This window comes from Streptomyces sp. NPDC101110, assembly GCF_044759525.1.
Lineage (GTDB): Bacteria > Actinomycetota > Actinomycetes > Streptomycetales > Streptomycetaceae > Streptomyces.
Genome location: NZ_JBIVZM010000007.1, coordinates 419,859 through 433,346, shown reverse-complemented (window position 1 = coordinate 433,346; position 13,488 = coordinate 419,859). Strand labels below are relative to the sequence as shown.

Genomic DNA, 13,488 nt, shown 5'->3' with positions numbered 1-13,488 from the left:
CGCGACTACATGTGGGCCGAGTACGCCAAGGACCCCCGCATGCGCGCCAACATCGGCATCCGCCGCAGGCTCGCCCCGCTGCTCGACAACGACCGCAACCAGATCGAACTGTTCACGGCCCTGCTGCTGGCCCTGCCGGGCTCACCGATCCTGTACTACGGCGACGAGATCGGCATGGGCGACAACATCTGGCTCGGCGACCGCGACGCGGTGCGCACGCCCATGCAGTGGACGCCCGACCGCAACGCGGGCTTCTCCTCGTCCGATCCGGGGCGGCTGTTCCTGCCCACGATCATGGATCCGGTCTACGGCTACCAGGTCACGAACGTCGAGGCGTCCATGGCCTCGCCGTCGTCGCTGCTGCACTGGACCCGCCGCATGATCGAGATCCGCAAGCAGAACCCGGCCTTCGGGCTCGGCTCCTACACCGAGCTGCCGTCGACGAACCCGGCGGTGCTGGCGTTCCTGCGGGAGTACGAGGACGACCTGGTGCTGTGCGTGAACAACTTCTCGCGTTTCGCACAGCCCACCGAGCTGGACCTGAGCGCCTTCGAGGGGCGGCACCCGGTGGAGCTGTTCGGCGGGGTGCGTTTCCCCGCCATCGGCGAGCTGCCGTACCTGCTGACCCTCGGCGGTCACGGCTTCTACTGGTTCCGGCTCCGCAAGGAGACCGCGTGAGGCCTGAAAAGGCCTGTTGAGGCCCGATCCGCGGGACGGGCCGCAAACCCCGGCGGCGGGGCGTTTCCTCCGCCCCGCCCGGGGCACGCATCAGTAACACCCGCCCACCCGCGTGAGCCGGAGGGGCGCCGCCCGGGGCCGGTCGCAGGCGCCGGAGGCGCACCACAAATGGGTGAAAGGACGCGACGCCATGTCGGAAGCCGTCACACGCACCGTCACCACCCCGCCCGGCCTTCTTGCCTCCCTGGATCCGCTGCTGCGGGAATGGCTGCCGCGGCAGCGCTGGTTCGCGGGCAAGGGACGGCCGGTCACCGGGTTCACGCTGGTCGAGGCCACCGAGCTGCTCCCGGCCACGTCCAAGCTGGGGCTGTACCACCTGCTCGTCCGCGCGCACCAGCCCGTCGCGCCGACCCACGGGGCGCCCGGTCACCCCGGTGACTGCTACCAGCTGCTGATAGGCGTGCGCGAGGCGCTGCCGCCTCGGCTGGCGCCCGCGCTGATCGGACACGTGCCGACGGGACCGCTGGCCGGCCGGACGGTCTACGACGCCCTGCACGACACCAGGCCCGCCGAGCTGCTCCTGGAGGCGCTGCGCACGCAGGCCCGGATCGGCAGGCTCCGCTTCGAGCGGGATCCCGGCCAGGACATCCGCACCGGACTCGTCCCGCGCGTGGTGACCGCCGAGCAGTCCAACTCGTCACTCGTCTACGGAGATACGTTTATCCTCAAGCTGCTTCGCCGGATCGTGCCGGGGGTCAACCCCGATCTGGAGCTGCCGCTCGCACTGGCCCGCGAGGGCTGCCCCCGGGTGCCCGCGCCGACGGCCTGGATGGTCGCGGACATCGCCCCCACAGCGGACCCGGTCGTCCCGGCGGGCCCGGTGGACCTCGCCGGCCGGCCGTACGTCCTGGGAGTGCTCCAGCCGTTCCTGCAAGGCGCCTCCGACGGCTGGGAGCTGGCGCTGCGCGAGCTGGCCAAGGGCGAGGACTTCGGTGCCGAGGCGCGGGCACTGGGGCGGGCCACCGCCGAGGTGCACACCGCGCTGGGCCGGGCGTTGCCGACCGTCACGCTCGGTCACACACAGCTCCACCTCATGGTCGACGGCATGATCGAGCGGCTGGACGCGGCCGTCCAGGCGGTGCCCGCGCTGCGGCCGTACGCACGCGGCCTGCGGTCGGCGTTCACCGCGCTGGGCGACCTGGCCGCCGAGGGCCGCACCTGGACCGCGCAGCGGGTGCACGGCGACCTGCATCTCGGCCAGTGCCTGCGCTCGCCGTCCGGCGAGTGGTGGCTGATCGACTTCGAGGGCGAACCGGCCCGTCCGCTGGCCGAACGCCGCATGCCGCAGCCGGCGGTGCGCGATGTCGCCGGCATGCTGAGGTCCTTCGACTACGCGGCCCGCTCGGCCGACCCGCCCCAGCCGGACTGGGCCGAGACCTGCCGGTCCGCGTACTGCACCGGCTACGCGGAGGCCTCCGGCCACGATCCGCGCACCGACCCGGTGCTGCTGCGCGCCTACGAGACGGACAAGGCCATCTACGAGGTGGTGTACGAGGCCCGGCACCGCCCCGACTGGTTGCCGGTGCCCCTGGCCGCCATAGACCGGCTCGCCTCGACCGGCCACCTGACCTGACCGACCACCCCTCGTCCTGGAGGCTCCGCCCGTGACCCCCCGCCCTGAGTCCAGCGGTTCGCGTCCCAAGGGGACCGCCGGGGAGAAGATCCCCGAGCAGCCCACGGCCGCCCAGCAGAAGAGCGCCGCGAAGAAGACGGCGGTGCCGAAACAGGCAGCGGCGAAGAAGACGGCCCCCGCGAGGACGACCGCCAAGAAGGCGGCCGCCGGCAAGACCACCGCCGCCAAGACCGTGGCCAAGAAGGCGGCGGCGAAGAAGGCCCCCGCCAAGAAGACGCCGGTGGAACAGCCCACCGCCCCCGCCGAGACGACGGCGGTCGCGAAGAGGACCGCCGCGAAGAAGGCGGCGGTGAAGAAGACGGCTGCGAAGAAGGCCACCGCCACCAAGGCCACGGCCGCCGGCTCCCCCGCCAAGACGGCCGCGGCGAAAAAGGCCACCACGAAAAAGGCCACGGCGAAGAAGACCACGGCGAAGAAGGCCACGGCGAAGCAAGCCGCAGCGAAGAAGGCACCCGCCGCCAAGGCCCTCGCGCAGAAGGCCACCGTGTCCGGGGCGCCCGCGGAGAAGGCCCTCCCGAAGAAGAGCGCGGTCAAGAAGGCCCCTGCCGGGCAGGCCCCCGCGGGGACGGCCGCTTCCGCTCAGGTCGTTCCGCCGGAGATGGAGGTCACCGTCGCACCCGCCGTCGGGTCGGCGGACCGGGAGCGGCTGCTCGGCGGCACGCACCACGACCCGCACTCCGTGCTCGGCGCGCACCCCGTGCCCGGCGGCGTCGCCTTCCGGGCGTTCCGGCCGTACGCCCTGTCGGTGACCGTCGTCGCCGGGGAGCTGCGGGCCGAGCTGCACGACGACGGTGAAGGGTTCTTCTCGGGGCTGCTGCCGCTGCGGGAGGTCCCGGAGTACCGGCTGGTCGTGGAGTACGAGGGCACGGTCCTGGAGACCGAGGACACGTACCGTTTCCTGCCTACGCTGGGCGACCTCGACCTGCATCTCATCGGCGAGGGCCGGCACGAGGAGCTGTGGACAGCGCTCGGTGCGCATCCGATGACCCACCAGGGCGTGGCCGGCACCCGGTTCGCGGTGTGGGCGCCGAACGCGCGCGGTGTGCGCGTGGCCGGCACCTTCAACTTCTGGGACGGCACCGGGCACGTCATGCGCTCGCTGGGCTCGTCCGGGGTGTGGGAGCTGTTCCTGCCGGACATCGGCGAGGGCGAGCTGTACAAGTTCGAGATCACCCGCCCCGACGGCTCCAGGACGCTGCGCGCCGACCCGCTGGCCCGCCGCACGGAGGTGCCGCCGGCGACCTCGTCAATCATCACCTCCTCGCAGTACGAGTGGGGCGACGCGCAGTGGCTGGCGCGGCGTGCCGAAGTACCGGCGCACGAGGCGCCGTTCTCGGTGTACGAGGTGCATCTGCCGTCCTGGCGGCCGGGGCTGACGTACCGGCAGCTCGCCGAGCAGCTGCCCGGGTACGTGAAGAACCTGGGCTTCACGCACGTCGAGCTGATGCCGGTCGCGGAGCATCCGTTCGGGGGCTCGTGGGGCTATCAGGTGACCGGCTTCTACGCGCCGACGGCCCGGCTGGGCACGCCGGACGACTTCCGGTACCTGGTCGACAAACTGCATCAGGCGGGCATCGGCGTCCTCATGGACTGGGTGCCGGCGCACTTCCCGCGGGACGCCTGGGCGCTCGCCGAGTTCGACGGACGTCCGCTGTACGAGCACGAGGACCCGCTGCGGGCCGCGCACCCCGACTGGGGCACGCTGGAGTTCGACTTCGGGCGCAACGAGGTGCGCAACTTCCTCGTGGCGAACGCCGTGTACTGGTGCGAGGAGTTCCACATCGACGGCCTGCGCGTGGACGCCGTCGCCTCGATGCTGTACCTGGACTACTCGCGCGAGCCGGGTCAGTGGACGCCCAACGAGCACGGCGGCCGCGAGAACCTGGACGCGGTGGCGTTCCTCCAGGAGATGAACGCGACGGTGTACCGCAGGGTGCCGGGCGTGGTCACGGTCGCCGAGGAGTCCACCGCCTGGGACGGCGTCACCCGGGCCACCCATCACAAGGGCCCGAGCGGCTTCGGCGGGCTGGGGTTCGGGCTGAAGTGGAACATGGGCTGGATGCACGACTCGTTGCAGTACATGAGCCACGAGCCGGTGCACCGCAAGTACCACCACGGGGAGATGACCTTCTCCATGGTGTACGCCTACAGCGAGAACTACGTGCTGCCGATCTCGCACGACGAGGTCGTGCACGGCAAGGGTTCCCTGGTGTCGAAGATGCCCGGCGACTGGTGGCAGCAGCGCGCCGGCGTCCGGTCCTACCTGGGCTTCATGTGGGCCCATCCGGGCAAGCAACTGCTTTTCATGGGGCAGGAGTTCGCCCAGGGCGCCGAGTGGTCCGAGGCGCACGGGCCGGACTGGTGGCTGCTGGACCCGGGGTACGGGGCCGAGCCCGACCACCGCGGGGTGCGCGACCTGGTCCGCGACCTCAACACCGTCTACCGGGCGACCCCGGCGCTGTGGCGCCTGGACACGGACCCGGCCGGTTTCGAGTGGGTCGTCGGGGACGCCGCCGACGACAACGTCCTCGCGTTCCTGCGGCTGGACCCGGAGGGCGCTCCGGTGCTGGCGGTGTCCAACTTCGCGCCGGTCATCCGCCAGGACTACCGCCTGGGCGTCCCCGACGACGTCCCCGCCTGGCACGAGGCCGTCAACACCGACGCGGCCCGCTACGGCGGCAGTGACGTCACCAACCCCGACCCGGTCAAGCCCGAGCCGCTGGCCTGGCACGGCCGCCCGGCCAGCATCCGGCTGACCCTGCCGCCCCTGGCGACGGTCTGGCTGCGGCCGGCGTAGGGCGCCGGGGAAGAGGCACGGAGTGGACGGGACGGCTCACACCGCCGCTCCCGTCAGCGTGTGCGCGAGGTGGTCGGCGAGGGGGAACAGCCAGTCGCCACGGGCGTTGCCGAGCAGGTGGTCGCCGTGCGGGACGGGCAGGTAGGTGCCAGGCGGGCCAGCTGCTCGCCGTTGGTCACGCCGGGGATGACGTCCTGCCCGCCGTCCACGACCAGCAGCGGGGCCGTGATGCGCGGTGCCAGGCCGGTGAGATCGACCCGGCGGGCGAAGGCACGGGCGGCGTCCGCTCCTCCGGCCCGGCGGGCCATGATGTCCCGCACGGGCGCGGGCAATTCGTCCCAGTCGAGACGGAAGGGGCCGCTGACGGTGGCGGCGGCCGCCACGCGGGGCTCCAGGGCCGCGGTCCGTGCCGCGTAGTAGCCGCCGAGACTGAGGCCGACCAGCCCGGCGCGCGGGACGCCGAGGGCGTCGAGAACCCGGCCGACGACCTGCTCGTAGTGCGGGGTGAGGGCGGTCGTGGCCGCGAGGGCGCCCTGCCCGGGCCCGTCCATCGAGAACACCGCGAGCCCCCTGGCGAGCAGCGCCGCCGTCAGGTCCAGGAACTCCTCCTTGGCCGAGTCCAGGCCGGGGATGACGATCACCGTGCCGGGGGCGTCGGAGGGACCGCGCAGCCAGCCGGTGAATCCCGTTCCGCTGACGCGCCGCGCACCGGGCTCCAGCACGGTCAGCGCCCGGCTCAGGGCCCGGTCCGCGGCTGCGGCGGCCCGGCCTGCCCCGGCGCCGGGGGCGAGCGTGGCGAGGTGGAACCACCGGGCCGCCATCAGCAGGTGCTCCCCGGCGGAGACGGACGATCCGGCCCGCTCCGCGCGCTCGGCGCAGGCCTGCCCGGTGCGTGAGAAGGCAGGGCCCCAGTCGGCGGCACGGGTGAGGGCGGCGGTGACGCGCCGGTACTCGTGGGGGTCGACGCCCGCACCGGTGGCGCGTGTCCACTGGGCGTCGGCGAAGTCGGAGGCGTTCACCGGCTTCCTCCCGTCAGCGGGACGGCCTTGCCGCGTATCCGGCGCTCGCGCAGGTCGACCAGCGTGCCGGCGGTGCCGGCCCAGTCGGCGGTCCGGCCGATCTCCGGGTGCAGCCGCCCCTGTTCCACCAGGCGCACCGGCGTGCTGACGTCGGGCCCGCAGGGGGCGCCCGCGTAGGGGAAGTGGCGCAGGGTCATACGCGCGGGGCCGCGCAGGAGAACCGGTCTTCGCATGCCGGACATGCAACCCTCGCGGCCGCCCGCTGAGCCAACAACGAACGGACGGGGCTGACAACGTCCGGTTGTCGCCCCAGCTCCGGTGCAGCGACAGGCACCGTTCGCGACGCCCGGCACGCCCTCTCGCCGTACGGGACGCGAGCCCGGGTACGCCCCGTACGAGGGCTCCGGCCGGCACTCCGGGAGCACGCACCGGACGCCGCTCCTTCACGGGCAAACGGTGCCTGCCGCAGCACTAGGGTGGGGAGCCATGGATCTCGACATGGCGCAGATACGGGCCTTCGTACGCGCCGCCGAGGAACTGCACTTCGGGCGGGCGGCCGGCACCCTCGGACTCACCCAGCAGGCGCTGTCCAAGCGCGTCGCGCGGCTCGAGTCGCTGCTCGGCACCGCGTTGTTCCGGCGCGGCGGCACGGCGGTCGAGCTCACGGAGGCGGGCCGGCGTTTCCTCACGCCGGCCCGGCAGGCCCTGGCCGCGGCCGAGGCGGCCGTCGCGGCGGCCGTGGGGACGGACCGGCCCCTGCGGGTCGACGTCTGGGGGCACCTCTACGCGCCGATGCGGACCCTGGCCGAGGTCGCCGGGCGGGCCGGGGAGCTGGTGCTGGGCCACGGCCGTGATCTGCCGTCGGTGACGGCGGCCCTGCTGTGCGGTGACATCGACGCGGCCTTCGGCCGGGTGCACCCTCCGCTGCCCGCCGGGCTGGCGCACCGTCTGGTGCGGCTCGAGCCGGTGGACGCCGTGCTCGGCGCGGACCATCCGCTCGCGGGCGAACCCGCCCTGCGGCCGGAGCAATTGAGCGGCGGTGTGCTGTGGGCGCCCGGAACGCTGGACCGGCTCGACTTCCTCCACCGGTTCGCCCGGCGCTTCGACATCCCCACCACGGCCACCACTCTCAACCTGGGCCTCGCCCACTTCCTCGGCGAGGTGGTGGCGGACCCGCGACGGTTCTCGCTGCTGCCCGCCGACGTGCCCCTGCCGGACGTGCCGGGGTTGCGCTCGGTCCCGCTGGTCGATCCGACGCCGTTGTACGCCTGGTCGCTGGTGTGGCGTGCCGGCGGCGGGCATCCCGGCGTGGACGTCCTCACCACGGCCCTCGCCGCGCAGGCGGGGCGGAGCCGGTGGCTGGAGTACGAGCCGGGGCGCGACTGGCTGCCCGAGCCGCCCGGCAACCCGGGGGCCGGGCAGCAGGGTGCGCCCTCCCCCCTGTGACACGGCCGTGACCGCAGGAGTGGCCTCCGCACCGCTCCTCGTACCTGCCGCTGCGCGCGCTGCGTTAGGCGGACCCGTGCCCGGCGGCACGGGTCCGTCCCGCTACGCGAAGGCTTCCGCCAGGGGCTTCGGCAGTGCGCCGGTGTGCAGCACGCCCAGCCGCTGGGTGGCCCGGGTCAGGGCCACGTACAGGTCGCTGGTGCCGTACCGGCCGGGCTCGACCACGAGGACGGAGTCGAACTCCAGGCCCTTGGCCTGGCGCGGGTCGAGCAGGACCACCGACCGGGTGAGGTCGGGCTCGGCCCCGGCCGTGACGCCGTCCAGCCGGGCCGCGAGGGAACGGTGGAGGTCGCGCGGCGCGATGACCGCGAGCCTGCCCTCGGCCGGGGTGAGCTCCCCGACCGCCTTGGCGACGTCGCCGGGAAGGTCGTCGGTGGCACGTGCCCAGGGGCGTACGCCCGTGGAACGGACCGAGCTGGGCGGCTCGAACCCCGGGTGCTCGGCACGCACGACGGCCGCTGCGACGTCCATGATCTCGGCCGGGGTGCGGTAGTTGACGCCCAGGCGGGTGTGCTCCCAGCGGTCCTCGACGAACGGCTCGAGGATGCCGGACCAGGACCCGACCCCGGCCGCCTCCGCGGTCTGCGCCGGGTCGCCCACCAGGGTCATCGAGCGGGTCGGGCTGCGTCGCATCAGCAGCCGCCACGCCATCGGCGACAGCTCCTGCGCCTCGTCGACGATGATGTGCCCGAACGCCCAGGTGCGGTCGGCGGCGGCACGCTCGGCGGCGCTGCGATGGTCGTCCTCCTCGTGCCGCTCGGCGAACCGCTCGGCGTCGATGATGTCGTGCGCGGACAGCACCTCGGAGCTCTCGGGGTCGTCCTCCTCCTTGTCCTCGAACTCGTAGGTCCGGGACGCGTAGGACACGTCGAGCACGCCCTGGGCGTAGGCGATCTGCCGCTGCCGCTCACGCTCGGCGCGGTCGCGGGCGAGCCGGTCGTCGTCGCCGAGGAGTTCGGCGGCCTCGTCGAGCAGCGGCACGTCCGCGACCGTCCAGCGCCGGGTCACCGGGCGGCGTACGGCGTCGGCGTCCTCGGCCGGCAGGAACTCCTCCGGCGCGGCCAGGAAGTCCGCGACGAGCCGCTGCGGCGTCAGCAACGGCCACAGCTGGTCGACGGCCGACCGGACCTCGGGGTTGTCGGCGAGGTCGTCGCGGATCTGGGTGATGTCGCTGGGGTCGAGCAGGCTGGAACCGTCGAAGGGGTCGGTGCCGATCCGCTCGGCGTACAGATCGGTGAGGGCGTTGAGGATGTGCCCCTCGAAGTGCTCGCGGGAGGCGTTGTGCGGCAGCCCGGCCGCACGGGTGCGTTCGCGGGCCACGTTGACCAGGCCGTCGTCGAGCATGAGGACCTCGCGGTCGTGCTCGATGGCGATCACCGGGTCGGGCAGCGCCTGCCGGCTGCGGACGACCTCGGCGATGACGTCGGCCATGCCGGCGCGGCCCTTCACGGCGGCGGCCCGGGGCGTGTCGATCGCGGTCGCCTTCACTCCGGGGAACAGTTCGCCCACGGTCGCGAGCAGCACTCCGGTCTCGCCGAGGGAGGGCAGCACCTCGCCGATGTAACCGAGGAACGCCGGGTTGGGCCCGACGATCAGCACGGCCCGCTTGGCGAGCAGCTCCCGGTGCTCGTAGAGCAGATAGGCGGCGCGGTGCAGGGCGACGGCCGTCTTTCCGGTGCCCGGGCCGCCCTCCACCACCATCACGCCGCGGTGCGGGGCGCGGATGATGCGGTCCTGGTCGGCCTGGATGGTCTGCACGATGTCGCCCATGCGTCCGGTGCGCGCCGAGTTGAGTGCGGCGAGCAGTACGGCGTCGCCCGTCGGGTCCTCGTGACCGGTGCGGGTCTCGTCGCCGAGGTCGAGGATCTCGTCGTGCAGGTGGGTGACCGTGCGGCCGTCGGTGGCGATGTGCCGGCGGCGCCTGAGGCCCATCGGGGTGTGGCCGGTGGCCAGGTAGAAGGGGCGGGCGACGTCGGCGCGCCAGTCGATGAGGACCGGGGTGCGTTCGGCGTCGTCGGTGCGCAGGCCGATGCGGCCGATGTGGTGGGTGACGCCCGAGGTGAGGTCGATCCGGCCGAAGCACAGGGAGCTGTCCACCGCGTTCAGCGCGGCGAGCAGCCCGGAGCGCTCGGCGACGAGGATGTCCCGCTCGAGTCTGGCCTGCATGGGGGTGTTGCCCTGCGCGAGCGCGTCCGTGACGGAGGTCTCGGCGTCGCCGCGCAGCGCGTCCACGCGCGCGTACAACCCGTCGATGAATTCCTGTTCCTGTCGCAATTCATCGTCCGGAAATTCGGTGTTTGACAATTCCGCTCCCGCCCGGATATACTGTGCTCACTGAACTTCACTGTGGCTTCAATCGACTTGAAGTCACGAACAGACAAATATACGCAAGGAAATCCCCCGAGCGCAATTGCTCGGGGGATTTCCCGTATCCGGGGTCGTGCGCAGGGCCGTCGTCCCGGCCTCCGGTCACAGCACGTCGGAGAGTTCCTCCAGCAGCCGCCGCTTGGCCCGCGCGCCGACCATCGCCTTCACGGGCTCACCGCCCCGGAACACCATGAAGGTCGGCATGGACAGCACCTTGTAGGCGTTGGTCGTCTCCGGATTGGCGTCGACGTCCAGCTGCACCACCTTCAGCCGGTCGCCCTCCTCGGTGGCAAGGGCCTTGAGCACCGGGCCCATCTGCCGGCAGGGCGGGCACCAGTCGGCGGTGAACTCCACCAGCACCGGCAGCTCCGCCCCGATCACCTCCGTCTCGAAGTCGGCGTCCGTCACATCCGTCACGCCGGTCACCATGTGTCCCCTCCCAGCTCGCACACGGGTTCCGGACCGCCCGGAACCTCCGCCTCGGCGGCCAGCTCGGCCCGGGCCAGCTCGGCGCGCTCCAACTGCCCCGCGACGGTGTCCCGTACGCCGGTCAGCTGGCCGATCAGCGCGTCGAGTTCGTCCAGCTTGCGCCGGTAGACCGCGAGCGAGGCCGGGCACGAGTCGCCTTCGGGGTGCCCGGCGCGCAGGCACTCCACGAAGGGCCGTGTCTCCTCCAGGTCGAACCCGAAGTCCTGGAGCGTCCTGATCTGCCTGAGCAGGCGCAGATCGCTCTCGTCGTAGGTCCGGTATCCGTTGCCGGTGCGCCGCGCGGGCAGCAGCCCCCGCGACTCGTAGTACCGCAGCGTCCGCGTCGTGGTCCCGGCCCGTGCGGCCAGCTCGCCGATTCGCATGCGGTCGAACGTAATCCTTGACCCCGGCGTCAAGGCAACAGCGGTTTCCGCTCCACCGGGGAGGTCAGCACGATCGACGTGGTGGTGCGGCCCAGCGCGGACACGGCCTCCAGGATCTCCTCCAGGTGCACGGTGTCGCGCACCGCGACCTTGAGGATCCAGCAGTCCTCCCCGACCACGTGGTGCACCTCGGTGATCTCGGGGCGCTCGATCAGCTCCAGGGTCCTCGGGTGCTTCAGGTTGTAGCCGCCGTGCGGGTTGACGCGAATGAACGCCTGGATGCCGTAGCCGAGCCGGGCCGGCACGACGTGGGCGCCGTAGCCGCTGATCACGCCCGCCGCTTCCAGTCGCCGCACCCGCTCGGTGACGGCCGCGGGGCTGAGCCTGACCCGGCGGCCCAGCTCGCTGAGCTTGATCCGGCCGTCGGTCTGGAGCAGCTGGAGGATCTGCCGGTCCAGCGTGTCGAAGGCCACCGACGTTTCGTCGGCGGCGGTGCGCAGATGCCGTGGTTCTTTCGGCGCGGCGGCCTGAACTCCCATGGTTCCCCCTTCAGGGCGTGAATGTACGCCGGGAGAATTATGGCCATGGAAAAAGTCCTGGACGTCCTGGTCATCGGCGGCAATCGTTACGTCGGAAAGCGCCTGATCGCACGGCTGCTCGCCGAAGGCCACCGGGTCACCGTGCTGAACCGCGGGTCCTCGCCGCCGCCCGCCGGGGTGGAGCACCTGCGCGCCGACCGGGACGACGAGCGGTCGCTGACCCGGGCACTCGGCTCGCGCGTCTTCGACGTCGTCGTCGACCAGGTCTGCTACACCCCGCGCCAGGCCGCGCTCGCCCGCCGGGTCTTCACCGGCCGCACCCGGCGCTATGTGATGACGTCGACGGTCGAGGTGTACGAGTACGAGGACTCCCCCGCGCTCGTACGCGAGGATGCCGTCGACCCGTCCGCCGTCTCCGTGGACCTGGAACTGCCCTGGGACGATCCCGCGTTCGTGGCGGCCCACTACGGGGAGGGCAAGCGGCAGGCCGAGGCGGTCCTCGCGGCCGGCGGCGCGGCGCTGCCGTGCACGGCGGTGCGGGTGGCCCATGTGCTGGGCGGGGACGACGACTTCACCGGCCGGCTGGCCCACTACGCCGAGCGGATACGCACCGGCGAGCCGATCGCCGTGCCGGCGGCGAACCGGCCGGCCACCTACGCCTACGTCGAGGAGGTCGCCCGCTTCCTGGCCTGGGCGGCGGGCGAGGACTTCACCGGGCCGGTGAACGCCGCCTCCTCCGGGGTGCTGAGCACGCAGGAGCTGTGCGCGGCGGTGGCCGTCCATGTCCCCGGCGGCCGGGCCGAGTTCCGGTCCGTGGAGGTCGGTGAGGTCTCGCCGTTCTCGTTCCGCCGTTCCTACGGCATGGACAACTCCCGGGCCGCCCGGCTCGGCTTCCGCTTCGGCCAGGCCCGGCAGTGGCTGCCGCGTGCCGTCGCCGAGACGCTCGGGAAGGGTGACTGACATGCGGTACAGGACACTCGGCGGCCTGCGGGTGAGCGCGGTGGGGCTCGGGGCGATGCCGCTGTCCATCGAGGGCAGACCGGACGAGGAGCGCGCCCTGGCCACCGTGCACGCCGCGCTCGACGCCGGTGTGACCCTCCTGGACACCGCCGACTCGTACCACCTGCCAGGGGCGGAACCCGGCCACAACGAACGTCTGGTGGCCCGGGCGCTGGCCTCCTACGGCGGTGACACCTCCGGCGTCCTGGTGGCGACGAAGGGCGGACGAGGCCGGCCGGCCGGCGGCGACTGGACGGTGAACGGCTCCCCCCGCCACCTCAAGGCCGCCGCCGAGGCGTCGCGCGAGCGGCTGGGCGTGGAGGCGATCGGCCTCTACCAGCTGCACAAGCCCGACCCCGCGGTGCCCTTCGAGGAGTCCGTCGGAGCGCTGCGCGAGCTGCTCGACGCGGGCACGATCCGGCTGGCCGGTGTGTCCAACGCGGACACGGACCAGATCCGCCGGGCGCGGGAGATCCTCGGCGACCGGCTGGTGTCGGTCCAGAACCGGTACTCCCCCGCGGTCCGGGACAGTGAGCCGGAGCTGCGGCTCTGTGCGGAACTCGGGCTGGCGTTCCTGCCGTGGAGTCCGCTCGGCGGGTTGTCCCGCAGTTCCCTGGACGGGCCCTCACGCACGGAGGGCGAGCAGCGCTTCGCCGCCTTCCACGCGGTGGCGGCGGAGCGCGGTGTCAGTCCCCAGCAGGTCGGCCTGGCCTGGCTGCTGGGCCGGTCCCCGGCGGTCGTCCCGATCCCGGGGGCGAGCCGGCCGCAGACCATCAGGGACTCGGCGGCCGCGGCGGACCTGCTCCTCACCACGGAGGAAATCGCCCGGCTGGACGAAGCGTCCGGGCCGACCCCCGGATGAAGCGACGCCCGCCCGCCCCGGGTCGCACACGCAGCGACACCGACCGGCCCGGCCCCGCACACACGGTGACGCCCACCGGCGCGGCCCCGCGCGCGAAGTGACGCCCACCGGCGCGGCCCCGCGCGCGAAAGTGACGCCCACCGCGCCCGGGCGGCGGCGCCACTTCCGTGATCCGTC

General features: G+C 73.0%; 12 protein-coding genes. 6 read left to right on the top strand and 6 right to left on the bottom strand.

The features are described from left to right. The 3 genes from ACIQU3_RS19925 to glgB form a co-directional block, all read left to right on the top strand. On the top strand, positions 1-678 hold a 678-nt coding region (locus ACIQU3_RS19925), incomplete at its 5' end, for an alpha-glucosidase C-terminal domain-containing protein (protein WP_403926732.1). Between the two features lie 190 nt (positions 679-868). Then, the gene (locus ACIQU3_RS19920) at positions 869-2,311 is read left to right on the top strand and encodes a maltokinase (RefSeq protein WP_403744095.1); all 1,443 of its coding nucleotides are present in this window, start codon (positions 869-871) and stop codon (positions 2,309-2,311) included. 31 nt (positions 2,312-2,342) lie between these two features. Beyond that, positions 2,343-5,168: a 1,4-alpha-glucan branching enzyme gene (gene glgB, locus ACIQU3_RS19915; RefSeq protein ID WP_403926731.1), complete on the top strand. Its 2,826-nt coding sequence runs from the start codon at positions 2,343-2,345 to the stop codon at positions 5,166-5,168. A 53-nt stretch (positions 5,169-5,221) separates the two neighbouring features. Here glgB and ACIQU3_RS19910 read toward each other — a convergent pair whose 3' ends face one another. Both ACIQU3_RS19910 and ACIQU3_RS19905 read right to left on the bottom strand, forming a co-directional pair. Then, a complete protein-coding gene (locus ACIQU3_RS19910; protein WP_403926729.1) occupies positions 5,222-6,187 on the bottom strand; it encodes an alpha/beta hydrolase family protein in 966 nt (321 codons plus the stop codon). Then, on the bottom strand, positions 6,184-6,420 hold the full coding sequence (locus tag ACIQU3_RS19905; protein ID WP_403744101.1) for a hypothetical protein: 237 nt from the start codon (positions 6,418-6,420) through the stop codon (positions 6,184-6,186). The genes ACIQU3_RS19910 and ACIQU3_RS19905 overlap by 4 nt, the downstream gene beginning before the upstream one ends. Before the next feature lie 253 nt (positions 6,421-6,673). Between ACIQU3_RS19905 and ACIQU3_RS19900 the strand changes: the two genes are divergently transcribed. Beyond that, positions 6,674-7,633: a LysR family transcriptional regulator gene (locus ACIQU3_RS19900; RefSeq protein ID WP_403926727.1), complete on the top strand. Its 960-nt coding sequence runs from the start codon at positions 6,674-6,676 to the stop codon at positions 7,631-7,633. 102 nt (positions 7,634-7,735) lie between these two features. On the opposite strand, the gene ACIQU3_RS19895 is transcribed toward ACIQU3_RS19900, so the two are convergent. The 4 genes from ACIQU3_RS19895 to ACIQU3_RS19880 form a co-directional block, all read right to left on the bottom strand. Next, positions 7,736-9,967, bottom strand: coding sequence for a HelD family protein (locus tag ACIQU3_RS19895; RefSeq protein ID WP_403926725.1), 2,232 nt, complete (start codon positions 9,965-9,967; stop codon positions 7,736-7,738). Positions 9,968-10,162: 195 nt separating this feature from the next. Continuing rightward, the gene (locus tag ACIQU3_RS19890; RefSeq protein WP_403744108.1) at positions 10,163-10,489 is read right to left on the bottom strand and encodes a thioredoxin family protein; all 327 of its coding nucleotides are present in this window, start codon (positions 10,487-10,489) and stop codon (positions 10,163-10,165) included. Continuing rightward, on the bottom strand, positions 10,483-10,911 hold the full coding sequence (locus ACIQU3_RS19885) for a MerR family transcriptional regulator (RefSeq protein WP_403744110.1): 429 nt from the start codon (positions 10,909-10,911) through the stop codon (positions 10,483-10,485). The genes ACIQU3_RS19890 and ACIQU3_RS19885 overlap by 7 nt, the downstream gene beginning before the upstream one ends. Positions 10,912-10,940: 29 nt before the next feature. Then, positions 10,941-11,450, bottom strand: coding sequence for an Lrp/AsnC family transcriptional regulator (locus ACIQU3_RS19880; RefSeq protein ID WP_403926723.1), 510 nt, complete (start codon positions 11,448-11,450; stop codon positions 10,941-10,943). 45 nt (positions 11,451-11,495) lie between these two features. Here ACIQU3_RS19880 and ACIQU3_RS19875 point away from each other — a divergent pair, with 45 nt between their 5' ends. Together ACIQU3_RS19875 and ACIQU3_RS19870 are read left to right on the top strand one after the other, a co-directional pair. After that, on the top strand, positions 11,496-12,410 hold the full coding sequence (locus tag ACIQU3_RS19875) for an NAD-dependent epimerase/dehydratase family protein (RefSeq protein ID WP_403744114.1): 915 nt from the start codon (positions 11,496-11,498) through the stop codon (positions 12,408-12,410). Position 12,411: 1 nt separating this feature from the next. Beyond that, a complete protein-coding gene (locus tag ACIQU3_RS19870) occupies positions 12,412-13,311 on the top strand; it encodes an aldo/keto reductase (RefSeq protein ID WP_403744116.1) in 900 nt (299 codons plus the stop codon). The last annotated feature ends 177 nt before the right edge of the window (positions 13,312-13,488 follow it).

Excerpts from the sequence above, each read along its gene's own strand:
- ACIQU3_RS19920 (WP_403744095.1), top strand. The coding sequence starts at position 869 with ATGTCGGAAGCCGTCACACGCACCGTCACCACCCCGCCCGGCCTTCTT.
- ACIQU3_RS19905 (WP_403744101.1), bottom strand. The coding sequence starts at position 6,420 with ATGCGAAGACCGGTTCTCCTGCGCGGCCCCGCGCGTATGACCCTGCGC.
- ACIQU3_RS19900 (WP_403926727.1), top strand. The coding sequence starts at position 6,674 with ATGGATCTCGACATGGCGCAGATACGGGCCTTCGTACGCGCCGCCGAG.
- ACIQU3_RS19890 (WP_403744108.1), bottom strand. The coding sequence starts at position 10,489 with ATGGTGACCGGCGTGACGGATGTGACGGACGCCGACTTCGAGACGGAG.
- ACIQU3_RS19885 (WP_403744110.1), bottom strand. The coding sequence starts at position 10,911 with ATGCGAATCGGCGAGCTGGCCGCACGGGCCGGGACCACGACGCGGACG.
- ACIQU3_RS19880 (WP_403926723.1), bottom strand. The coding sequence starts at position 11,450 with ATGGGAGTTCAGGCCGCCGCGCCGAAAGAACCACGGCATCTGCGCACC.
- ACIQU3_RS19875 (WP_403744114.1), top strand. The coding sequence starts at position 11,496 with ATGGAAAAAGTCCTGGACGTCCTGGTCATCGGCGGCAATCGTTACGTC.
- ACIQU3_RS19870 (WP_403744116.1), top strand. The coding sequence starts at position 12,412 with ATGCGGTACAGGACACTCGGCGGCCTGCGGGTGAGCGCGGTGGGGCTC.